Consider the following 21778-nt stretch of genomic DNA (forward strand, 5'->3'; position numbering starts at 1 on the left):
TGCCTTATTTTTGTAGCGCAATAGTGTACATATGTACATATAAAGTCAACCTATGGGATTGTAAGGGACCTGTACCTTAACGGAGGCCGTCGTGATCTCGCCCGCCCTTGCTGCAAAAGTCCGTTCTCTCTTGGTTGATCAGAAGATGAGCCAGCGGCAGGTCGCCAGGCTCACCGGCGTCAGTCGCGCCACCGTGAAGGCAATCGCCTCGGGCGAATGGTTTGAACGCTACCGCGCCCGACACGGTTGCGACAACACAACGCCGATCCTTGCACGCTGCCCGGAATGCGGTGCGATGGTGGAGATGCCTTGCCGCGCCTGCGAAGTGCGGCGGCTCAAAAAGGCAGGCCGAATCCCGCCGCTCCCCGCCACCGAAGATGGGCCGCCCCGCGTGGAACTCCGCGGCTCGGAGTATGCACGCTACCTGGAAGTCCGTGCGGCGGCCCTCGCTCGGGGCGAACCGGATGCCGACCCCGCCTGGTCACCCGATAGCGACTCGCACGATACCTGGCTCGACGACGATCCTTTCACCGCTCTGGGATCCCCCACCGAGACTGATCTCGCCAACCTTGAGGCCTCCTTCGAAAGCCAACCCAGAGGCGATGGCTGGATTGGCGCATTGGTTGTGCCAAGCGAACTGCGGAGGGCCGCCTGATGCATACCGTCCGTCTTCACGTACCCCTGAACCAAGCCCAGGAGTGGATCCGCGATGGCGATCTGCTCCTCTTCCGGCGGCGGGGCTTAATTGCCGTCGTCGGTCGCGGAGAACACTCGCACGCAGCCCTCGCCGGATGGTGGGGCGAAACGCTCTGCTGCCTGGAAGTCCGCGCCCTCTACGGGGGCAGAGTCGTCACGCTAGCCAGTCAGGTCAATCGTTATCCTGGCCGAATCGACGTGTACCAGGCCGACCCTGATGGCCGCTGGCCCGAGTTCGACCGCCAGCAAACGGTCCAGTTCATGCTCCGATTTGCAGGAGAGCAGTACGGTTACGGCGGCATCCTCCGCGTCGCCCGGTATCATCTGCCGCTTCTTCGACTTTTCTGTCGTCCGAAGCTGCACGATAGGGAATCAACGTTGTCCCGCCCGTTCTGCAGCCAGGCGTGCGTCACAGCCACGCGGATTGGTGGGGGAGTGGATCCCGTGCCCCAGTTGGCCGATGAAGCAACGGAACCGGCCGATCTGGCGCGGAGCCCCTTTTACCGCTACCGCGCCACCCTCGTCCCTGATGACGAACCCACGGACTGTCTGCCGCCAAACGCCCGAGCCAGACGCTCCAGGGGAATCTGCTCCTGGCTAGGAGTTCTGATCGCGGGACTGGTGGCCATTGCGATCTGCCTTGGTGGATTACAACGGGTAACGCTGGCCCAGGGATGTGCCCAGGGTTTTTGCCCCGCCCCTGCCGCACCCTATCCATCCGGCGCCGACCTTCCACAGGTCGTGGGCAGCCGCACCATTGGGAACCTGCCGAAAGACTCTTTACCCACGGAATCCGTCGCCCGAATTGAAAACAGACTCACCTCGGGAATAGCCGTTTACGGCTCGGGCGTGCTCATCCGCAAGGATGACCGGTGGGGTTGGATCCTCACCTGCGACCATCTTTTCCGTGACGGGGTTGGCCGATTGACCGTCTGGCTGCCGAACCGCTCGGCCTACGCCACTTATGAGGGCCGCCTCATTGCGCGGAGTGCCCCGGATGATCTCGCCGTTGTTGGCATTGCGGCTCCACCCAACGCCCCGGCTGCCGTCGCCGAGACGGTTCCCCGGCCAGGCGATGTCGTTGCTCTGGCGGGATTCGGACCCAACGGATCACTGAGAGTGGCGCAGGGAGCAGTTCTCGGCTATGTCCAAACGGCCGGCAGTTCCGGTGTAGAAACGCTCCAGATCCGCGCTGCTGCCCGCGATGGCGATTCCGGCGGACCGATCCTTGACAGCTCAGGTCGCGTGGTGGCCATTCTGTGGGGGACAGACGGCTACCGCACCGTGGGCACTTATTGCGGAAGAATCCGCCAGTTTCTCGCCGGGATTTTCGGTGATCAGCGGCCTGCTCCCCGATCGCCGGAAAACCTTCTCGTGCCGATTCCTCCGCAGGAGGCGGCGCCCTCTCCACCCAGGCCACCGAGCAACCCGATCGACGGAAGTCAGACCCCGCCAGATTCACTGCTCGCGCAACTGCAAGCACGGCTGGAAGAACTCCGCCAGCGAGTGGAAGCCCGATTCGCAAATGAGGAACCTCTGAGCGAGCGTCTCAGGCAACTCGAAGAGCGAACCTCGCTGGTGAGCCAATTGAGGGAGCGCGTGGAACGGGCGGAGCAGGTGGTCGGGGCGGAAAACATTCGGGCGGTGATCCGGCAGACAGCCGCCGATCTTCTCGCCGAAAAAGGCCCCGGCTGGCTGGATACAATCCTCCCCGCCGTGCTGACGGCCCTGGGATGGACCGGTCCACCGTCCATCGCGCTGGCCTTTGCCGCCCGACTTGGTTTGAGAATTCTCGAGCGTCGGCTGCGTCAGCGGGTGGCAGAGGCCCTTTCCTCCAGGGAATCGACCTCCACGGACGCAACATCAGATCAGAAGACGTCGCCTTCAAGCTGAGTGACACACTCAACGACCCAGGTTACGGAGCCCACACCATGTCGCCGCTTGATTGGGGGTTTGCCACGGCCCTTGTGACCACTGGCGTGGCAGTGCTTTTACCCTGGATGCTCATGGTCCATGCACGGCTCGCCGTAGCCGTCAGCAAGCTCCAGGACCTGGAAAAACGCATGACGGCGCTGAGCGAACGTCTGGATGCCCTGTGCGATCTGGAACACGAGCGCCAACTCGACTCCGCCCGCTGGGAAGGCCGCCTGCGCACGTTGGAAGAGCAACTGGGAGACATCCCCGAAGTTCCAGGTGATTTTCCCGTTTCCTGACCCCTGTATAGGCAAAGACGACCATGCACATCCGTGATCGGATCAAAGAGTTGCGGCGTGTGCGGGCAGGAGATCTCCGGCCCAACCCCCGCAACTGGCGCATCCATCCCGACAAACAGCGTGCAGCCCTCCGCGGAATCCTGGCGGAAATCGGCTATGCCGACGCCCTCCTGGCCCGGGAACTGGCCGACGGCACCCTCGAGTTGATCGACGGTCATCTCCGCGCCGAGACCACTCCCGATGCCGTTGTCCCGGTGCTCATTCTGGACCTCAACGAGCAAGAGGCGGCCAAGTTACTCGCCCTGCTGGATCCCCTGGCTAACCTGGCCGAAGCCGACACCGAAGCACTGGCCGACCTTGCCAGCGAACTGGATCTTCAAAGCCCCGTCCTCCGTGATCTGCTCCATGAGATGCTTTCCGTCCCTGGCAATGACGAGGAGTCTCCGGATTCCCCTGTCCTGCCGCAATCGCTCCCGGAGAGCTTTCAGGTGGTCGTGGAATGCGAGGACGAAGACCAGCAGCGTGAGGTGTTCGAGCGGCTCTCCGCCGAGGGATACAACTGCCGCTTGCTCACGCTGTAGACCGGCTGATAGCCCAACGCAAAACACCGGCAACTTCAAGCACAAGCGTGATGCAAAGGGAACACCCATGTCTGAACCGTTCGTGATTGAGTTGACCCTGGAAAGTCCGGTGGCCAACAGTTTCCGTGTGGCCCAGGTGGCGGGAATGTTCGACCTCGATCTGCAGAAGGCGTCCCGTGAAACGATCACCCTCACCATTCCCCCGCAGAAAGAGGACTGGCGGTTGGGGGTCATCGTGGGACCGTCGGGAAGTGGCAAATCGACGCTCGCCCGCTGGTTGTTTGGCGATCGGGTCCTCTCCCGTTTTTCCTGGCCCAGCGATCGGCCCGTCATCGACGCCTTTCCCGATCTTTCCATCAAGCAGATTGTGGGCCTGCTCACCACAGTGGGATTTGCTTCACCGCCGGCCTGGTTGCGGCCGTACCACCTGCTCAGTAACGGTGAGAAGGCCCGCTGCGACCTCGCCCGGGCCCTTGCTTGCTCTCAGACCTGCCCGTCCGCGGAAGCCGCCCTGGAGCGCTGGCACCGCCTCCTTCCGCCCGATGCCGACAAACACCTGCCGCTTGTCGTTTGCGATGAATTCACCAGCGTGGTGGATCGGCATGTAGCCCGGGCCATTGCCGCCGGAATTCACCGCCGGATGCAGCGTGGCGAGCTGGCCTGCCGCTTCGTCGCCGTCACCTGTCATTACGACATCATCGAATGGCTGGCCCCGCATTGGGTCATCGACATGGCGACGCGGCAGTTTACAAGGAGGTGTCTTCCACGACCTCCCATCACGCTGGCGATTGTCCCCTGTGGGCGCGAGGCGTGGAGGGCCTATCGCCGTCATCACTATCTGAGCGGCTCGCTTCCCGCTGCCGCTGAGTGTTTTCTCGCCGTATGGCAGGGTGAAGCCGTCGCATTCTGTGCCGTCGCCTCCCAGGTGGGAAATCGAGGTTACTTCCGAATCAGTCGCCTCGTGGTGCTGCCCGAGTACCAGGGCATGGGGATCGGCTCGGCGGTTCTCGACACCATTGCCCGGCTGTATCGCCGCCGCGGCTGCCGTATCGGGATCACGACCTCCCATCCGGCCATCATCCGCCATTGCCAGCGCTCTCCTGCCTGGCGCCTGGTTGCCGTTCGCAAACATGGTTCGCGGGGTGGCGGACGAAATCTGCCGCGGTACCGCGGTTCGCGGGGTCGCGCCGTCATTTCGTTCGAATACCAGGGGCAGTCGGACCACTCCGGGAAAACACACGCGGTTTCCAGCAGTCAGCCGGCGCAAAAAAAGGATCTGCCAGTCGCTATGCCGCCAACCCCCCACCTGAATTGATCCAGTTGCTCAGGTTGTTTGCGTTTCACACCAGCCGGACCGAGCACAACCTTTTTGCCTGGAAGGCCTGAGTCGATGCCCAGTCCGCCAACTGACACCTTCAATCAAGAGTCGGGTTCGCGTCGCGGTCTGGACGAATTCCGGAAGCGTGAAATCCTCGCTATCCTCAGCGTGGGGTGCAGCCGTCGGACGGCAGCACGGTATGTGGGGTGTTCACCCTCCACCATTCGCCGCACGGCAGAGCGCGATCCGGAATTTGCCGAGGCCCTTCACAAGGCCGAAACCAAAGCCCAGATCCTGTTCATGAAAAACATTGCAGCCGCCGCTCGAAAAGAGCAGTACTGGCGTGCCGCAGCCTGGGCCCTGGAACGGCTCAATCCCGAGGATTACGGTCCGCGCTCACCCCAGGCGGTGACGCTGGAACAGATTCGGACGCTGATCTCCGAATTCGCCCGCATCATCGTGGAAGAAGTTCCCATCGCCAGTCACCGCAAGCGGATCCTCAAACGTCTCGATCGCCTCGGTGCACAGTGGCGGGACGAAGGAGAAACCCATGATCCTGGCGAACCATCGGAAGATTGACATGGTACGCGGCAATACGACCGACCGTGAAGACGGGCCCGACATGCCCGATATCCTGCACGACATCCCCTGGATGTCTCAGGCGTTTCGGTGGTTGCGGCAATCGCTCGCCCGGGAACACTCCCGCGCCAGGAAGCGCCTCCAGATGAGCGGTATCTCCCGGTGCCTTCTGGATTGGGCCCGATTCTTTCTTCCCCACCACTTCGCCTTGCCGCCGTCCCGGATGCACGAAGTCGTGGCGCGTTACCTGGTACGGGCAGTTGAGCACCGCGGCCTGCGGCTGAACGTGCTGGCCCCCCGAGGGTCCGCCAAATCCACGCTGGCCTCGCTGGCCTATCCCCTGTGGTGTTTGCTGGAAGGACACGAGCCCTACATCTGGCTGGTTTCGGATAGCCGCCATCAGGCCCGCGCACACCTCGAGAACATCAAACGGGAACTGGAATCCAACGAGCGTCTTAAATCGCACTATGGGCGGTTGAGCGATCCCGGACCCGTCTGGCGGGCAGACAGAATCACGCTGTCCTCGGGCGCCACGCTGGAAGCCTTCGGCACCGGCCAGCGGATGCGCGGCCGTCGCCACCGTTCCGATCGGCCCACGCTCATTCTCGCCGACGACCTTCAAAACGATGGCCATATCATTTCGCCACGTCAGCGGGAACATTCCCGCACATGGTTTCACGGAACGCTCCTGGCGGCAGGGAGCCCGCAGACCAATGTCATCCACCTGGCCACGGCTTTGCACTGGGATGCCCTGGGCCTTCAGCTCGCCCAGACACCCGGCTGGAAGACCCTGCTGTTCCGTGCCATCGAGCGGTTTCCCACACGCATGGATCTGTGGTCGCAATGGGAAAACCTCTACAGCGACCTCCGGGATCCGCAGGCCCCGCAGCATGCACGGGAGTTTTACGAGCGTCATCGGGCGGAAATGGACGAAGGAGCGGTCGTCCTCTGGCCCCAGCGGGAGGACCTTTACCAGCTCATGTGCCAGCGGGCAGAAATGGGAGCGGCGGCCTTCGCCCGGGAAAAGCAAAATCACCCCGTCTCCCCGGAATCCTGCGAATGGCCGGAAGACTACTTCGACGAGGCCATCTGGTTCGACACCTGGCCCGAACAACACCGCCTGTGCGTTGTGGCCGTTGATCCCAGTCAGGGCAAGGATTCCAGGCGGGGAGATTTCTCGGCGGTGGTGGTCCTCATGATCGATGCAAGGGGTCAGATGTACGTGGAAGCCGATCTGGCGCGACGTCCCGTTCCGCAGCTCGTTGCGGATACCGTGGCCTGGTGCCGACGCTTTCCCGTGGATGCGCTCGGGGTGGAGGCCAACCAGTTTCAGGAGTTGCTCGCCGAACCGCTGGAAGCGGAGTTCCGCCGTCAGGGGCTTGTAGGGTTTTCACCCTGGATGATCCATAACCACACGAGCAAAGTGGTGCGGATCCGACGGTTAGGGCCGTTCCTGGCGCGACGGATGCTTCGCTTCCGGCGGAACTCGGCCGGCACGCGGCTCCTCGTGGAACAGCTCCGAATGTTTCCCACAGCCAATCACGACGACGGACCGGATGCCCTGGAGATGGCCATCCGCCTGGCCGCCGAACTCCTCCGTTCGCCTGGCGAGACACACACCATCTCCCGCATGTCGGTGGAGTAACACGACACAGTGAAAAACCCGCGTTTGTGCGAAATCGATCATCACCATTCCCTGCCTTGCGATCGACTTGAGGAGATCATACCGATGCCTGTCCGCGACACCCTGAACACTTCCGAGCGCGCTTTGTGGCGTGCCGTTCGCAACTTGCTCGAAGGCTGGATTTCCGCGGACAACGATGACGACCCTGACGGCACCGAGTGGTGGCCGCTGGGGCCACACGGGGCCGCACCGTCCCGCGTCCCGTACACCAGCGAAAGCCAGCTCGACCAGATCCGAAACGAATGCCGTCGTCTCCTCTTGGAAAACGAATTCGCCATCAACGCCCAGGAAAACCGCATCAGTTACGTGGTCGGCACAGGCCATCGCTATCGGGTGATAAGCCGCGCTTCGCAACACACTCCGGAAAATCTTCTTCGGGCCGCTCAAACTGTTCTGGACGAATTCCTCCGCGAAAACCGCTGGCACCGCCGTCAGCAGGAGATCATGCTCCGGCTGGACCGGGACGGAGAAGTGTTTCTCCGGTACTTCGCCAGTGACGACGGCCTCCTGCGAGTGCGTTTCGTCGATCCCGAACAGGTCCGCACTCCGTCCCGCTACGCAACCAGACCCGAACACAGCTTCGGGATCGTCACTGATCCCCATGATGTGGAAACGGTTCGCGGTTATTGGGTGGATGAAAAATTCGTCGCGGGTTCGGACATTCAGCATCGTCGGGCGAATGTGGACAGCCACATCAAACGCGGACTTCCCCTCTTCTATCCTGTGCGGAAGAATCTTCGCCGGGCGGAAAAACTCCTCCGAAACATGAGCGTGGTGGCCGGTCTCCAGTCGGCCGTGGCGCTGATCCGCAAGCACGCCGGAGGACGAAGCAGTGTGGAACGCTTTCTCGCTGATCGGGAAGCCCAATCAGCACTACCAACTTCTCACGCCGGGCCAACTTCGGTGGAACACTTCGCGCCGGGCACAATCCTCGATGCCACAGCCGGCATTGAGTATGAATTTCCGGTCGCCGCGATCGATGCCGCTCGCTATGTGACACTTCTTCAGGCGGAGCTGCGGGCGATTGCCAGCCGCCTCGTCATGCCGGAGTTCATGCTCACGAGCGACGCCTCCAACGCGAATTACGCCTCCACCCTGGTGGCTGAGGGACCCGCCGTGAAAATGTTCCAGCGGCTCCAGCAGGAGATGATCGAGGCCGATCGGGAGGTTCTGGAGCGTGCCCTGCGCACCGCGGCCGAGCATGGCCGTCTGCCGAAAAACGTTCTCGAGGCACTGACCATCGAGGCTATTCCGCCCTCTCTGTGTGTTCGTGATCGGCTCCGCGAAGCCCAGGCCGACGCCATTCTTTTCCGCTGCGGCGCCCTCTCCCGGGAGCAACTGGCGCTTCGCCACGGATTACCCGTCCCTAATCCGCATGTCGAGCCGCCGTCGGGTGAGGAACCTTGAACCCCTGCCAACGCCACCGGAACCTGTGGAGAGTCGCGCGGGCTTAGAGTCGAGCATACCGGATCAGACACGCAACAGTTACAAATACAAACGTAGCGAGGTGCTGTGATGAGTGAAGTGAATCTCCGCGAGTATCTTGGCTGGGGTGATCACACCGTGCAGGTGGACGGTGCGGCCGGGATCATCCGAGGCGTGAAAGTCCTGGGACTTCAGTCCCGCAATGGCCGGCGGTATACCGAGGAGGCCCTTCGCACGGCGGTGCCGCTCTATGAGGGGGCCAAAGTGAACGTCAACCATCCGCAGGGAGAGGCGGCGGCACCCCGAGATTACCGCGACCGGCTGGGATTGTTGCGCCACGTGCACTACCGTGCAGGTGAGGGACTGTTCGCCGATCTGTACTTCAACCCCAAACATGATGTGGCGGAGCGACTGGTTTGGGATGCGCGGCACGCGCCGCAGAACGTCGGCCTCTCCCACAATGTGCTGGCCCGCATTCGCCGCGAAGGCGACATCACTGTGGTGGATGAAATTCTGCGAGTGCTGAGTGTCGATGTGGTGGCGGATCCTGCCTCAACTCAGGGGCTCTTCGAGTCGCAAAACACTCCGGCCGAGAGTTCCCCGGTCGAGGATCGCACGCCGATCGATTCGGCAGCTCCGGTGGACCTGGAAGAAGAAGTCCGTCGGCTCCGGCGGGAACTTGCGCTCCGCCGTCGCCTGGCGGATTCATTCCTGAAACCACCCGGGGATGCCGAACCGGGCAAGGTCCCCCTCGGAGACGTCCTTTGGCGGATACTCCTTGACGACGCCAACGAGCAGCATCAATCGCGGCTGGTCGCGGAACTTCATCAACTCGTGGAGTCGGCCCGCCGAATAAGCCCAAAACAACTTTTTCATCCGGAATCCCGGGATGGACTGCGCGAGCACGTCGAACTGACTGCCGAGGAATTTGCCCGGGCCATTAAAAACAGGACTTTTTAACACGGGGCGACGACGCAACGTCGGCCCAGGACGAAACCCCCGTCAGCCCGGAGGAGCCTCTTTCGGAGGGACCCGCCTGTCGGGTCCGCATGGCACTGAATTCCCGGTAGAGGCGATTTAGGAATGGGCCCTACCATAACGCGGCATCAATTTCAACGGGGTCCGTATTCGGAGGGACCCGCCTGTCGGGTCCGATGAACACCGATTGATGATCCATTTCTCTGCCCGGGCACGACAAGCGTACCCCTTCGAAGGATTTGCCGAAGGGAGCCGATTGGCGTCCCCCATTCAGGCCCTGGAAGGCTCAAAAACCTGTGTCGTGTGATGGTGGTCAACGGGGCGGCACAGCGTCCACGCCGTCCCCATGTTCCGTTTCTCACTGTGAGGAGGTTTTCCATGTCTGATGTCATGCGATGGCGCTACGGCGATACCCAGCCGGTTGTTGCACCGGTGGACAGCACCACCGTCATCGAAATCGGCGATCTTGTGTACTGGGATGGCGATGACGCCAAACCGGCGTCGCTTCAACCGGACCAGGGCAACGAAGCCGCCAATCAGCAACTGTTCGCCTCCAAATTCTTGGGGGTGGCGATGCAGCGGAGCCCTGCGGGAAGTGCCAGCCCGATTCGCGTGGCGACGGCCGGCGTCTTCGAATTCCCCACACCGGAAACTGCGCTGCGGCTTGGCGACTGGGTGGGTGTCGATGAAAACGATGCCGGGACAGCCCTCGAAAACCAGCGGCTCGTCAAGGTGACCGTGGCCGATAATGCCGTGGGGCGCGTGGTTCGCGCTGCCAGCGGCACAGTTTGGGTGGCGGTTTGCTCCACGATCATGGCGGGCGGAGTGAAAGGCACAACCGCCTGAGCCAACGGCACAGTCTGAGTTTGTTTCCTTTGTCCTGTGGAAAAAGAAAACCCGATTCCTTGCAGGAGAACAGTATGCCCGCGATTTCCTATCGTGAATTGCGTCGCCGTTATGACTTGGATGGTCCGCAGAAGACCGTAGCTCATCTGGCCGAGGCTCTCCAACAGGGGCACCTTCAACCGGAAGACTTCAGCCTCCGCGATCTCGCCGAAGCCCTGATTCCAGACGGCCATCAGTGGGTGAAGACCCTCGATCCGCGGCAAGCCGGTCCCGTGACCCTACTGGAAGCCGGAGACGCAGTAGACGTGACGGCCTTCCTCAACGTGATCGGCCAGGTGATCTATTCCAAGATTCTCCAGGCGTATCAGCACGAGGCGTTCATCGCTTCCCGCCTGGTGCAGACCATTCCCACCCGGTTCGACAGCGAAAAACTTCCCGCCATGGCAAGCGTTCCGGACACCCTGACGGAGGTCCACCCCGGCATGCCCTACCCCCAGGTGGGCTTTGGGGAGAGCTACGTGGAAACCCCGGCCACGACCAAGCACGGTCTCATCGTGCCCATCACCCGGGAGGCCATCTTCTTCGATCGCACCCATCTCGTGCTGCGTCAGGCGGCAGAAGTGGGGCAAACGCTGGGCCGTCGCAAGGAAAGCCGCATTCTCGATGTCGTTCTGGGTGCCGTGAATACCTACAAGCATAACGGCGTCAATTACAACACGTATTACGCCGCAAACGACAATGGGCCCTGGGTCAACGCCCTGGGGCAGAACCCACTTCAGGACTGGATCAGCGTGGACAAAGCCGAAAAACTGTTCGCCCAGATGAAGGATCCCATCACCAATGAGCCGATTCTCATTCGGCCCAACACCGTGCTTGTTCCCACGGCTCTGAGACACACCGCCCGGCGGATCTTCCACGCCACCACGATCACCTTCTCGGCAGATGGTTCCCCCAGCGCCACGACTTCCCCCAATCCGCTGGCGGACTACCGCGTGTTTGACAGCCAGCTCCTCTATCAGCGGATTGTGGCCTCGGGAGTCAGCCCCACAGCAGCCGAGACATGGTGGTTTTTGGGCGATTTTGCCCGGGCGTTCGCCTACATGGAAAACTGGCCGCTCACGGTCACACAGTCGGCGCCCGGCAGTGAAGCCGACTTCACTCAGGATATTGTGGTGCGCTTCAAAGCCAGCGAGCGCGGAACGCCCGCTGTTCTCGATCCCCGCTACGTGGTCCGCTGCACGGCATGAGATAGCCGGCAGATTCTTTCTCTGTGCGATGAACAACCGCCGATGAGATCCGATCCACGGGAGGCTGGCCATGGCGCGGACCTTTAATGGAAGCAACCAGTTCCTTCGCCGTGCGGAAGCGCTGAGCTTCACCTATCCCCTGACACTGGCACTGTGGGTCTATCCCCAGCGGAGCAACCTGTATGAGGACGTGCTGAGTCTGGCGCGGTCTGCGGACAACAGCACAGGGTGGTTCCTCCAGCTTCGGGGACCTGATGGGATGAAGGCGGCGGCTGTCACCGCCTATCAGAACACCTTCGCCATTGCCCGCAGCAGCACGACGTTCACCCTCAACCGCTGGTGTCATCTGGCTGGGGTGTTCACGGGGGCCAGCTCCCGAATGGTGTATCTCGACGGAGTGCCCGGTAGCGTCGAGGGAACCACCCTGGCCGTGCCGACCGTGGATCGGATTCTCATCGGGGCGTGGGAACGTCAGGGGAGTTGGATGGCGTACTTCGCCGGGTATGCCGCCGAGGCTGCCGTGTGGAAGGTCGCTCTGAACTCCACCGAGATCGCGCAACTGGCCGCGGGCAATTCACCCCTCCTCGTCAGGCCTGGCGATCTCGTTGCCTACTGGCCACTTGGTGGCCCGTTCGGAAACGACGACCGTGACCACCTGGCCGGGCTGTACGACCTGACAGCTTTCAACAATCCGGGCTGGACGGATCATCCCAGCATCATCTATCCGCAGCCGGAGCCACCTCCTCCCCCACCGGCAATCCGCCCAGCACCACGTTTTCCAGCGGTGGCGGGAAACGTCTGGACGGCAACGGCTGGCAAGGGAGCCGTCTTTTGCCCGGGGGCCGTGACAGGTTGTTCAGCAGGCCACGTAGCGGCTGGGATGGCTCGCAATCTTTGATCTGATGGCAAGGAGAAGATCATGCCTGACGCCGCTGAGATTTACGGGATTGTGTTCCAAAAGGCTTCGGCCACCCTGCTGGCCCGTGTGCTCGGTGCCGACGGCAACCCCATCACACCGTCTCAGATCACCGCGGCCAGATATTCGGTGGCCCTCATCGACGATGAGGATCCCACATCGCTGAGCCCTGTTTCCGGCCATTGGGAGGTGTCCCTCACACCTTCCGCCGTGGTGCTTGCGACACTTCAGAAGGATGCGCTTTGGGACGTGGACGAGATCGGCTACAACTTTCGCCACATCCTCGACGTCACCCAGGCCCCGGCCTTTCCCGAAGCCCAGCGGACGTACCGGATCGAGTATCGCCTGACGCCCCAGACTGGCCAGCAAATCGTCGTGCGATTCCGTGTTCGTGCCATTTAATGTGAACCTTCCCGTATCGATTTGAATCCGAGGAGTTGACCTGATGCCCGACGAAGACGTGTTACAACTCATCCGCTCGCAAACCCTCGCCATCATCCAGCAGGTGACCGCACAACCCAAACCCAGTTATGAGCTGGACGGGCAGCGGGTGTCATGGTCGGAATACCTGGGACGCCTGACAGCCGTCGTGGAGTGGTGTGACACGCAACTTGCCCGAAAAACGCCCTGCGAAAGGCGTTCTCGGGGTACGACATGAGGAGCCCACCGGTGAATGAGTTGTTTGCCTGGGATTTGCCCGAGGATTTTGCGGACGGCTGTCAGACGATCACCTACTGGCGCAGGGGGCGCCCGCCGGGTGTGACCGTCCCGGGGGCCATCTGTCGCCCGGTGTCACCGACGCGCATCGACCGCCGAAACGGCTGGGCGGGTGCGGACGCCGTGTGGCATATCCCCGAAGGACGCCTCCCGGGACCGGCTCGGCCGGGCGACGTCCTGCAGGACGCAACCGGAGGACGGTGGACGGTGCTCGTGGTCTCGGCAGCGGCCACGGGGCGACTCGTCCTCTGGACGCGTGACTGGGCGGCTTCCTTTTCGGCGGCCCAATCGGCGGATGTCGAAGTCGCCGAGACCACCCAAGGACCGGACGGCGAGCCGGTGATCCACTGGCGGCCCTATCTCACCGGCGTTCCCATTCAGTTCCATTCTTCCCAGAGCCAAACGCCCAATGCGGAAGGTCAAACACCCACCTACCGCGTTCTCGTGGCGGCGGAGCTTCCCTCACGGACGCTTCGCCTGAAAACCTCTGCTGGAGTTTTGTACTGGGTGGATCGAGTGGAGCGGCCCGGCTTGCCGGGACATCCTGCCGTCCTGTATGTCCACCCGATCACGCAAGACGTTTCGTGAACCCGCAGATTCGTTCCCCCTGGGAGGAGCCTTGCCGATGCTCCGGCTGGAACACGCCCTCTACACACGCTGGTCGGAAGATGCCACGCTGGTTGGCCTCATTCCTCCGCAAAATGTTTGGACCGGCTGTCAAACTCCTCCGCGACTCCCCGGTGCCTGCCTGCGGTGCCTGGCGGAAGAGCGTGCCTGGCTTACCGCGAAGCCCGAATGGGCGGACCGTATCCACATCCAGGTGACGCTCTGGTCGGAGAGCTTCGATCACCTCCGAAAATCGCTGGACGCTGTACGGCGCGTGTATCACGGGGCGTCGCTGGACCTGGGAGACGGTGGCCGGGTCGTCCGCGTGACATACCGCCGCATGACAATCGAAGACCAGGAACACAATGTCTGGCGGGGAACCGTGGAGTTTGACGCCCTCGCCCTGCGACCTGTTGTGACGACGTGACGATCCGATGAGCGGCCAGGCTTCTCGAAACCTGTGCCGCCGTGAGGGTCAGTGAAGTGATGCTCGAGGAGCCAATAGATGACAACGATTTTTCGCAGTTCCCTGGAATCGAAAGTGGGCTGGACCTGGCGCGATGAACAGGACCGCTCGGCAGTTATCGACAGCAACCAGTGGTTGTGGCGAGTTTCGCTTCAGGAAGGCACGGACGAAGGCCAGGCCAATGCCGTGTGGTACGTCCTTGGCAAAACCCTGGCCAGCGGGGCGACCAACGAATGGGACCTGACGGCCCTTTCTCGAACCCTGTTCAACGCATCAGTCAACCAGGCCTTTGCCAGCGTGAAGGCCCTCTATGTGATCAACCGAAAGGAAAGCGCCGGTAATCTGATTATCGGCGGTGCCAGCACCAATCCCTGGCCGGGACCTCTTTCATCCGCTACGCAGACGCTCCGCGTTGTCCCCGGTGGCGTCCTGCTGGTGGTCCACCCGAACGCGGGTTGGTCGGTGAGCGCATCGGCCAAAAACCTGAAACTGGCGGCGGAATCAGGGAGCGTGACCTACGATCTCATCCTCGTCGGTGTCAAGGCCGGATGATAAAGACATCTTGAAAACACGAGGGCCTTTTTCATGGGCGTGATTTTTCGCGAACTGGCAGGCTCCCCCGAGGAACGCTACACCGTCGAGGGATTCACGGCTCGACGGACATTTCTCGTTCCGTGGGAACAGCGGCATGCCTTCGCCGCGGAGATTCTCGGCGATGCCGCGGTTCACGGGGGGCAACCGTGGGTTCGGTACCCTGGCCGGGAAGGCGTGTTCGCCGTTTCCGTCGCCTTTTCCCCGGCCGATCCAGAAAGCCTTCTCGCGGAGGAAGCGGCGGGCACGGATCTGCTGAAGGACCTGGCCAGTTACACCGGATCGTTTGCCCGGGCGGTGGTCGAATACCGCAGTGTTCCCCCGCAGGACCGTACCGATGGGCCGGTGGCCCCGAGTGAAACCCAGCTCAGCTACCGCATGGAGCACGGCTTTTTGGAGCGGTCCCTGTTGGCCAGCGGATTCGTCGCCGAAGACGACCCCCAAACGCCGCTTCCCCCCGAACTGCCGCTTTCGCACCTCGTTCCCTACACCGATCACTGGCTCATCTGGCGCCAGGTGGTGGGACCACCCTGGCAGGCGATCCGCGAACTCCAGGGAACGGTGAACAGCGATACGTTCCTCGGGGCGGCCGCAGGTACGCTCCTCTTCCTCGGCGCCGATGCGAACAAGCTTTTTCGGGGAAGTTTCGATGAAGGCGCCTCGCCGTTTTGCTGGGAGCTTCGCTACCACTTTCGCGAAATGGCCATCAAACACGGAGGGGAAGTGTTCGGCTGGAACCACCTCCACCGTGCCCAGCCGCCGGGGTTCGTGCTCATTCAGGACGCCACTGGTCCTCTCTACGACAGCGGCGATTTTTCCCGATTGTTCCGCCCCGAGTTCGCTTAACTTCCCCAAAATGCGTTGCCGTCCTATGCCAGCTCGTTGATGAGCTTCATTCGGGCAAGCCGAGCGAAGCGTTCGAGGTCCTTGGTGATGTCCCCCAGGCATGTGGAGCGGTGGAGACCGGCCGTCCAGTTCCGCCAGAGCTTTTCCACATCTCCATCCACCTTGACTGTGATCTTGGTGCGGCAACCGCGTTCAACATCCGGGGCCGCCACGATCTCCCCTGTGAAGTAAAGGAGCGTGTTGGGATCGACAAACAGGGCCTGCGTCGCCCGCTGACCCACCGGCATGAACACCTGCGGCACGACGCCTTCCTGACGCTCCAGCACACAGCGGATCTTGTAGGGCATGGTGGGCGTGTTGGGACCGTCCATCTTCACCGTTCCCATGCAGTGGGCAAGGATGATGGTGTTCGTCGATTGATCCACGGTGGGGTCACTGATGAAGCCGGGTTTACCGGCCAGCCCCTGGAAGATGATGTGCGTCATAGCGCAGCGGAGGTCGCTCTCGCAAATGCCCCCCAGACCCATGCTGTTGAGCCGCGAGAAGCCCAAGCAGGGATACGCCGGCAGCTTGATCGTCCGGTCCCACATCGTGCCGTAGCAATCGACAGTGAGCACGGTGGCGTCTTCTTCATCGAGAAGCCTTTCAAAGGCCAGCGCGAGCTTGCAGGCGCGGACGATTTCCTCGCGGCTGGGCTCGACCACCTGCTTTGCCCCTTCGATCCAGCGCTGGGCTTCCGCTTCCGCCTCCTGGTCGCTGACCTTTTCGTACGCTGCCACGACGGGCTCCAGACCAATATGCTTGATTTCTGTTCCGAACTTCTCCTTGACGGCCTGATGGAATTCACCGGGCTGGCGGAGAGTCACATTGACGATCTTCGCTTCCCGGAGATGGTGCAGCGCCCGCATGGGGCGCACGGCGGCCGCCAAATCGCGCTTGTCCTCGCTGAGGATGGCGTCGAAGAGTGGCGGTTGCTCCTGGCGAAGCATTGTTCCGAAGCCAGCCCATTCATGCCCGGAATAGGGCACGGCGAAGAACATCGTGGGGCGACCGGTCTTAAGAATTTCCGCCAGCATCCCACCCACGCCCATTTTGAGATGGATTGCCAGGATCCCGTCGGCCTGGGCAAGCTGATCAGCGAGCGCCGTGATCTGTCGCGGATCGGTGATGAGTTCATCGACGAAGAAATCGACATCCGCGAACTGGTCCGCCATCTCCTGAAATGCCTGGGCGTAGGTTTGCCGCTCGGCCGCGACGTCCAGCTTGGGATGGGGCCAGAGACCGCTTCCCGCCAGATACAGCCGAGCCACCTTGACCTTGGAGCGACGACAGCCGGGACTGATCAACTTGGACGCCGGCGCCTGCCACGTCCAGCCCCAGCGTCCCAACCCCAGCGAAGTGGTCCCCAGAACCGTCAATTCCAGAAAGCTACGCCGGTCCAATCCGCGGATCATGGCAGTCCCTCCCGTTGTTTTGGTTCCCGAAAGCACAAGCAATTCCCGAAACGGGGATCCCATCCCGCTGGCAATATGCCAGGGGTAATCGGCGTTGTCAAGCGCGAGGCAAGCCTGAAGTTGCCCCTTGCACACTGCGGGGCAGGCACGGGGTAGGGGCAATTCGTGAATTGCCCCTGCGAGAATCGAACTTTTGGCTTCTTGCGGACCCGTGCAAAAAGCGAAAATTTGTCAGGCTGGCGTTGCATGGACGACCCGTTCGGTACCGGCAATTAATTGTGCCGATCGTAGCGCTGAGGTTGGTGCGTGGCCGACGAACAGCAGAAATGAGTTCATATTTCGGCAACAAACGTTTGGCCGTTTTCCATAAGCTCTCCGGCATCCGATACTTGTCGCAAAAACTTTTGCCGTCCAGGATATTTCGCCCGGTGATAGGATGATTCGAGTCGGTCGCTCTCTTGCCGGAGGAAATCTTTCCAGGTAACCTCACAATCGGATTTTCGGACGGGGGCTTGTCAGTAATCATCATGAGTGCTTTGGCGCTGCCAGGGTTTTGATATTTCCAAAAAAAAGATGGACCATTGTGCAACCCTGCTGGGATCAGATTAGAAATTCCTCGTACCAGGAGGCGAATGACTCGCAGTCGTACCTTGGGCCCCGTTAAAGTACGTATTGGTCGCATCACGAACTTCCGCAGATGAATTCAAGAGAGCTTGTGAAAGCAGCACTGACCGGGAAGGAAGCGGGACGAGTTCCGACTGGCCCCCTGGCGGTGCATTACTGTGCACGGTTCGTCGGAGCCACGCTCCGCCAATACACGTTGAATCCGGTTGTGCTGGCACAGAGTGTCGTGAGCTACTACCGGCGTTTTCTGCCGGATGCCGTTTGGGTATCGGCAGATACCTGGGTCAACGCCCAGGCGATGGGGGCGGAGGTGGGTTTCAGTGATGAAAACCAACCAGCCGGAGGAACCGGGCAGCCATGTGTCCGCACACTTGCGGATCTTGACCGTATTCCGCCGCCTGATCCGCAGGTGCAAGGACGTTGGCCTTTAATGCTGGAGGCCCTGAAGCGAATCCGAAAAGAGCTGGGAGACGAGGTGTTTATTGTCGCCTGTTTTGACCAGTATCCCTTTTCCCTGGCTTCGGAATTGATGGGGCTCAATCAGATCATGCTGGCCGTCGTGGAAGAGCGCGATTTCGTAAAGCGGGTCATGGACCGTTGCCTTGAGTACGGCGCGGCCTATGCGTTGGCTCTTGCTCAAGCCGGGGCCGATATGCTGAGTGGGGGTGACTCTCCGGCGGGACTCCTCGGTCCGCGGCTTTATCGTGCGATTGCCCAGCCTTTTGAAAAGCGATTGATTGAGACAATCAAAGCGGAGACTGAATTGCCGGTCTCGCTTCATATCTGCGGAGATGCCAGGCCCATTCTGGCCGACATGGTGGACACCGGGGCCGATGTGCTGGAGATCGACTATCCTGTCCCGATAGACGAGGCGTTCAAGATTTGCGATGGGGAGGTCGCCCTCTGGGGAAATCTGGATCCCGTCGGGGTTCTGGCGCAGGGAACTCCCACAACGGTGTACCAGAAAACCATCGAATTGCTGGAGTGTGTTCACCGATCTGGCGGAAAAAAGTTTGTATTGAGTTCCGGATGCACGCTGGCTGTCGAAACGCCCGAGGAGAATCTGGACGCCTTTTTTGCGGCAGCTCGCGATTTCGGCAAGAGTTTTGGTCGCTAGTGGAAAAGACGGGGAAAGACATGAGCCAAAAGACTTACGGTGTTTTGGTGAATGGTGCGGGGTGGGTTTCCACTCAGCACATTGCCGCGTACCAGCGGAACCCAGCGACCCAGGTGCTTGCCATTTGTGATCGATTCATCGAGCGGGCTCGTGCCAGGGCGGAAGCAGCGGGCCTAAAGGATGTGGCCATTTACGACGATTTCGAAAAGGCCCTCAAGCACCCCGGCATTGATATCGTGTCCATTTGCACACCACAACACGTTCACTGCGAAAATGTGCTGGCGGCTGCGGCGGCGGGCAAGCACATGGTCATTGAAAAGCCTGTGGCCATCAGTCTGGCGGAACTTCGCAAAATGCAGGATGCCGTCAGGAAGGCTGGTGTGCGGACCGTCGTGAGTTTCGTCCTCCGCTGGAATCCCCTGTTTCGCACGTTGAAGTCACTGCTGGCGGATAATGCCTTTGGCCAACCATACTATGTCGAAACCGACTATCTGAGTTACAACGGGAGCTGGTGGTCGGGATGGAACGATGCCAGAACCCTGGAACACGGCGTGAGTGCCCTGCTGGTCGGTGGGTGCCATGCCGTCGATGCCCTGCGGTGGTTTGCAACCACTGGCGAATTCGAAGCGGCAGAACCGGAAGAGGTTTTTGCCGTTCGCGGGGGACGCCGCAAAGGACAGACGCGGGAGTATAACCCATTGACCAATACCTGGATCGAGAATGCGCCCCCCATGGAGTACGATGGCCTTGAGGTGGTTCTCGTGAAATTCACCAATGGCGTGATTGGGAAGGTCTCGGTCAACGCCGAGTGCATCATGCCGTATCGGTTTCCCATTCGTATCTTCGGCGATCGCGGAAGCGTCTTTGACCATCACATCTGGTCCCACAAGTTTCCTGGGCAAACCGACTGGGTGGAAATCCCCACCATCCGGCCGGATTCCAGCGATGTGGCGCATCATCCGTTTCAGGCTGAAATCGATCATTTTGTGGAGTGTTTGCAGAACGGTGTTGAATCCCACTGCAATCTTGAAGACGCAGCCAAGTCCCACGAAATCGTGTTCGCCGCCCTTGAGTGTTACCGCCAGGGGCGTCCGATTCGGCTTCCCCTTGGGGCCGACCATAAACCAACCTGACGCCTCCCTGCTTTTTTCCACGGGTCTATGAGAGGCCAAGCGTTTTGGCAGGGGCAATTCACGAATTGCCCGTCCGGAAGTGCGATTCGTATGGCTCACTTCGCCTTTCAGGTGAGTCATGCAGCCGCCCCGACCGGGCTCCGATCGGTTGGCTTTCGGCAGTGAAACAACCGATGTTCTGGTAGTCCAGGTGCGAATTTCGGCGCAAACATGCTTTGCGCGTCGGTCAACGCCGGTGCGGCAAGCTCTTCGGCACGCATCGGCTGGTAAAATAACAAAGGGCGGTAGGTGCTACCAGCGGCACGGTGAATGCGGTCATAAGAAGCTGCTCCGAGAACGCATGTTGATGAACTGCCTCATGGGAGGAGTGAGGGTGAGGCTTTTTTGACGGGGGTGCGCGTGGGATGAATCCCGATCAGATTTACAACGCATCGCAGCCGGGCATCGCTTCAGAAACGGAACCTGAAGTGCGGATGTCGCCCCCGCCAGAGATGGCCCAAATCCGTTCGGATGACGGAATCCCCTGGGGCATGGTGCTGCGGGGACTGTTTTGGCTGGTGGTGCTTTTCGGACTCCTGTTCTCGACTCCCTATTTGGTGGAAGAACTGTCATTCGCGGTCACCCGGGGGCGATTGCGGGCAGAAGCGGCGGTGGCCCGCGATCAACTGGCCCGACTGCCCCAGTGGGAAGAACGCTTTCGCTGGGTCGTTAAAAGCGTGTTTCCGGGCGTGGTGGGGGTCGAAGCCTCCCGAGGAGAGATCGCACTGGACAGGCCGGGGCGGCCGTCATCCGGTGCAGCCCCCAGAATTCGCGAAGAGAGCGTCGGTTCGGGGGTCATCGTGGACGAGGAGGGATATATCGTGACGAGTCTTCATGTGGTGGAGCAGGCGCGGGATATCGTGGTCCGGCTGGCCGATGGCCGCACGATCAAGAGTGTCCAGTTGGTGGGGAGTGATCCGCTCAACGATCTGGCCGTGCTCAAGATCCCAGGTGGTGGCCTGACCGCGGTGCCCTGGGGCGATAGCGATCTGCTCGAAGTCGGTGATACAGTGCTGGCGATCGGCAATCCTTACGGTCTGACGCGGACCGTGACGGCCGGCATCATCAGCGCCAAGGAGCGCCGGGCCCAGAGTAATGCGGGCGGATTTCAGGAGTTGCTGCAAACGGACGCCGCCATGAACCCCGGCAACAGCGGCGGACCGCTGGTCAATGTCCGCGGGGAGATTGTGGGCATCAATTCCGCCATCTATGGTGAGGCCTATCGCGGGATCAGTTTTGCCATTCCAAGTCGGGTTGCTCGACAGGTGTATGAACAAATCCGCCGGGAAGGACGCAGTCGCCACGGTTGGCTGGGGATCCAGATGGCGGATCTCGATGAAGAGGAGTCGCGGAGCCGAAAACTCCCAGATGCCCGCGGTGTATTGGTGCTTTCCGTGCTTCCCGGGTCACCAGCGGAGAAGGCGGGTCTTCGACCGGGTGACGTCATCCGCGCCTGGAATGGTCAGGTGGTGGAGGACTCATCAGCTCTGGGGGTGATGGTGGCCAAAACGCCGGTGGGCAGTGAGGTTCCCGTGGAAATTTATCGGCAGGATCAGCCGCAAACCCTGCGTGTTCTCGTCGGCCAGCGGCCGTTATGAGGCGCCTCAAGCCGAGAAACGGAACTTTACGAACTGGTCGAGATTGAAGAACAGGAGTGTTTGGAGATCTGCTTGGAGAACCACGATCGCAATAAAATTTTTTG

General features: G+C 61.2%; 22 protein-coding genes. 21 read left to right on the forward strand and 1 reads right to left on the reverse strand.

Annotated features, from left to right (window positions below; genetic code table 11):
- Positions 1–91 precede the first annotated feature (91 nt).
- The 18 genes from THTE_RS01785 to THTE_RS01865 all read left to right on the forward strand — a co-directional run bounded on the left by THTE_RS01785 (position 92) and on the right by THTE_RS01865 (position 15709).
- Positions 92–655, forward strand: a complete 564-nt coding sequence (locus THTE_RS01785; protein ID WP_095413822.1) for a helix-turn-helix domain-containing protein — start codon at positions 92–94, stop codon at positions 653–655.
- A complete protein-coding gene (locus THTE_RS01790; RefSeq protein ID WP_095413823.1) occupies positions 655–2589 on the forward strand; it encodes a trypsin-like peptidase domain-containing protein in 1935 nt (644 codons plus the stop codon). Before THTE_RS01785 ends, THTE_RS01790 begins: the two co-directional genes overlap by 1 nt.
- Positions 2590–2627: 38 nt before the next feature.
- Positions 2628–2909 carry a hypothetical protein gene (locus THTE_RS01795; RefSeq protein WP_095413824.1) on the forward strand — a complete coding sequence of 94 codons (282 nt, stop codon included), beginning with the start codon at positions 2628–2630 and terminating at the stop codon, positions 2907–2909.
- A 23-nt stretch (positions 2910–2932) separates the two neighbouring features.
- Positions 2933–3490 carry a ParB N-terminal domain-containing protein gene (locus THTE_RS17810; RefSeq protein WP_157731620.1) on the forward strand — a complete coding sequence of 186 codons (558 nt, stop codon included), beginning with the start codon at positions 2933–2935 and terminating at the stop codon, positions 3488–3490.
- A gap of 67 nt (positions 3491–3557) precedes the next feature.
- Positions 3558–4805, forward strand: coding sequence for a GNAT family N-acetyltransferase (locus THTE_RS01800; protein ID WP_157731622.1), 1248 nt, complete (start codon positions 3558–3560; stop codon positions 4803–4805).
- Between the two features lie 75 nt (positions 4806–4880).
- Entirely contained in the window at positions 4881–5387 is a 507-nt protein-coding gene (locus THTE_RS01805) for a helix-turn-helix domain-containing protein (protein WP_095413826.1), read from the forward strand.
- Positions 5359–7032 (forward strand): phage terminase large subunit family protein, encoded by a 1674-nt coding sequence (locus THTE_RS01810; RefSeq protein WP_095413827.1) that lies wholly within the window; start codon positions 5359–5361, stop codon positions 7030–7032. The genes THTE_RS01805 and THTE_RS01810 overlap by 29 nt, the downstream gene beginning before the upstream one ends.
- Positions 7033–7116: 84 nt before the next feature.
- A complete protein-coding gene (locus THTE_RS01815) occupies positions 7117–8478 on the forward strand; it encodes a phage portal protein (RefSeq protein ID WP_095413828.1) in 1362 nt (453 codons plus the stop codon).
- Between the two features lie 108 nt (positions 8479–8586).
- A complete protein-coding gene (locus THTE_RS01820; RefSeq protein ID WP_095413829.1) occupies positions 8587–9456 on the forward strand; it encodes a hypothetical protein in 870 nt (289 codons plus the stop codon).
- A 396-nt stretch (positions 9457–9852) separates the two neighbouring features.
- Positions 9853–10320, forward strand: a complete 468-nt coding sequence (locus THTE_RS01825; RefSeq protein WP_095413830.1) for a hypothetical protein — start codon at positions 9853–9855, stop codon at positions 10318–10320.
- A 74-nt stretch (positions 10321–10394) separates the two neighbouring features.
- On the forward strand, positions 10395–11567 hold the full coding sequence (locus THTE_RS01830; protein ID WP_095413831.1) for a phage major capsid protein: 1173 nt from the start codon (positions 10395–10397) through the stop codon (positions 11565–11567).
- A gap of 70 nt (positions 11568–11637) precedes the next feature.
- Positions 11638–12465, forward strand: a complete 828-nt coding sequence (locus tag THTE_RS01835) for a LamG domain-containing protein (RefSeq protein WP_095413832.1) — start codon at positions 11638–11640, stop codon at positions 12463–12465.
- 21 nt (positions 12466–12486) lie between these two features.
- Complete coding sequence (locus THTE_RS01840) at positions 12487–12885, forward strand: hypothetical protein (protein ID WP_095413833.1); 399 nt, start codon at positions 12487–12489, stop codon at positions 12883–12885.
- A gap of 43 nt (positions 12886–12928) precedes the next feature.
- On the forward strand, positions 12929–13141 hold the full coding sequence (locus THTE_RS01845) for a hypothetical protein (protein ID WP_095413834.1): 213 nt from the start codon (positions 12929–12931) through the stop codon (positions 13139–13141).
- Positions 13142–13152: 11 nt separating this feature from the next.
- On the forward strand, positions 13153–13788 hold the full coding sequence (locus tag THTE_RS01850) for a hypothetical protein (RefSeq protein WP_095413835.1): 636 nt from the start codon (positions 13153–13155) through the stop codon (positions 13786–13788).
- A gap of 37 nt (positions 13789–13825) precedes the next feature.
- Positions 13826–14233, forward strand: coding sequence for a tail completion protein gp17 (gene gp17, locus THTE_RS01855; protein WP_157731624.1), 408 nt, complete (start codon positions 13826–13828; stop codon positions 14231–14233).
- A gap of 78 nt (positions 14234–14311) precedes the next feature.
- Positions 14312–14824, forward strand: a complete 513-nt coding sequence (locus tag THTE_RS01860; RefSeq protein WP_095413837.1) for a hypothetical protein — start codon at positions 14312–14314, stop codon at positions 14822–14824.
- A 33-nt stretch (positions 14825–14857) separates the two neighbouring features.
- Positions 14858–15709, forward strand: coding sequence for a hypothetical protein (locus tag THTE_RS01865; protein WP_095413838.1), 852 nt, complete (start codon positions 14858–14860; stop codon positions 15707–15709).
- Positions 15710–15732: 23 nt separating this feature from the next.
- Here the strand turns inward: THTE_RS01865 and THTE_RS01870 are convergent, their stop codons facing one another.
- Entirely contained in the window at positions 15733–17163 is a 1431-nt protein-coding gene (locus THTE_RS01870; RefSeq protein WP_157731626.1) for a hypothetical protein, read from the reverse strand.
- Positions 17164–17878: 715 nt separating this feature from the next.
- On the opposite strand from THTE_RS01870, the gene THTE_RS01875 reads away from it, so the two are divergent.
- The 3 genes from THTE_RS01875 to THTE_RS01885 all read left to right on the forward strand — a co-directional run bounded on the left by THTE_RS01875 (position 17879) and on the right by THTE_RS01885 (position 21674).
- Entirely contained in the window at positions 17879–18904 is a 1026-nt protein-coding gene (locus tag THTE_RS01875; RefSeq protein WP_157731628.1) for a uroporphyrinogen decarboxylase family protein, read from the forward strand.
- Between the two features lie 20 nt (positions 18905–18924).
- Positions 18925–20037 (forward strand): Gfo/Idh/MocA family protein, encoded by a 1113-nt coding sequence (locus THTE_RS01880; RefSeq protein ID WP_157731630.1) that lies wholly within the window; start codon positions 18925–18927, stop codon positions 20035–20037.
- A 404-nt stretch (positions 20038–20441) separates the two neighbouring features.
- Positions 20442–21674, forward strand: a complete 1233-nt coding sequence (locus THTE_RS01885; RefSeq protein ID WP_095413842.1) for a S1C family serine protease — start codon at positions 20442–20444, stop codon at positions 21672–21674.
- Positions 21675–21778: the final 104 nt, after the last annotated feature.

Source organism: Thermogutta terrifontis (genome assembly GCF_002277955.1).
Classification (GTDB): Bacteria; Planctomycetota; Planctomycetia; order Pirellulales; family Thermoguttaceae; genus Thermogutta; species Thermogutta terrifontis.

Bases quoted from the DNA above. Each gene is read 5' to 3' on its own strand.
- THTE_RS01790 (WP_095413823.1), top strand. From the start codon at position 655: ATGCATACCGTCCGTCTTCACGTACCCCTGAACCAAGCCCAGGAGTGG.
- THTE_RS01795 (WP_095413824.1), top strand. From the start codon at position 2,628: ATGTCGCCGCTTGATTGGGGGTTTGCCACGGCCCTTGTGACCACTGGC.
- THTE_RS17810 (WP_157731620.1), top strand. From the start codon at position 2,933: ATGCACATCCGTGATCGGATCAAAGAGTTGCGGCGTGTGCGGGCAGGA.
- THTE_RS01800 (WP_157731622.1), top strand. From the start codon at position 3,558: ATGTCTGAACCGTTCGTGATTGAGTTGACCCTGGAAAGTCCGGTGGCC.
- THTE_RS01805 (WP_095413826.1), top strand. From the start codon at position 4,881: ATGCCCAGTCCGCCAACTGACACCTTCAATCAAGAGTCGGGTTCGCGT.
- THTE_RS01810 (WP_095413827.1), top strand. From the start codon at position 5,359: ATGATCCTGGCGAACCATCGGAAGATTGACATGGTACGCGGCAATACG.
- THTE_RS01815 (WP_095413828.1), top strand. From the start codon at position 7,117: ATGCCTGTCCGCGACACCCTGAACACTTCCGAGCGCGCTTTGTGGCGT.
- THTE_RS01820 (WP_095413829.1), top strand. From the start codon at position 8,587: ATGAGTGAAGTGAATCTCCGCGAGTATCTTGGCTGGGGTGATCACACC.
- THTE_RS01825 (WP_095413830.1), top strand. From the start codon at position 9,853: ATGTCTGATGTCATGCGATGGCGCTACGGCGATACCCAGCCGGTTGTT.
- THTE_RS01830 (WP_095413831.1), top strand. From the start codon at position 10,395: ATGCCCGCGATTTCCTATCGTGAATTGCGTCGCCGTTATGACTTGGAT.
- THTE_RS01835 (WP_095413832.1), top strand. From the start codon at position 11,638: ATGGCGCGGACCTTTAATGGAAGCAACCAGTTCCTTCGCCGTGCGGAA.
- THTE_RS01840 (WP_095413833.1), top strand. From the start codon at position 12,487: ATGCCTGACGCCGCTGAGATTTACGGGATTGTGTTCCAAAAGGCTTCG.
- THTE_RS01845 (WP_095413834.1), top strand. From the start codon at position 12,929: ATGCCCGACGAAGACGTGTTACAACTCATCCGCTCGCAAACCCTCGCC.
- gp17 (WP_157731624.1), top strand. From the start codon at position 13,826: ATGCTCCGGCTGGAACACGCCCTCTACACACGCTGGTCGGAAGATGCC.
- THTE_RS01860 (WP_095413837.1), top strand. From the start codon at position 14,312: ATGACAACGATTTTTCGCAGTTCCCTGGAATCGAAAGTGGGCTGGACC.
- THTE_RS01865 (WP_095413838.1), top strand. From the start codon at position 14,858: ATGGGCGTGATTTTTCGCGAACTGGCAGGCTCCCCCGAGGAACGCTAC.
- THTE_RS01870 (WP_157731626.1), bottom strand. From the start codon at position 17,163: ATGATCCGCGGATTGGACCGGCGTAGCTTTCTGGAATTGACGGTTCTG.
- THTE_RS01880 (WP_157731630.1), top strand. From the start codon at position 18,925: ATGAGCCAAAAGACTTACGGTGTTTTGGTGAATGGTGCGGGGTGGGTT.
- THTE_RS01885 (WP_095413842.1), top strand. From the start codon at position 20,442: ATGAATCCCGATCAGATTTACAACGCATCGCAGCCGGGCATCGCTTCA.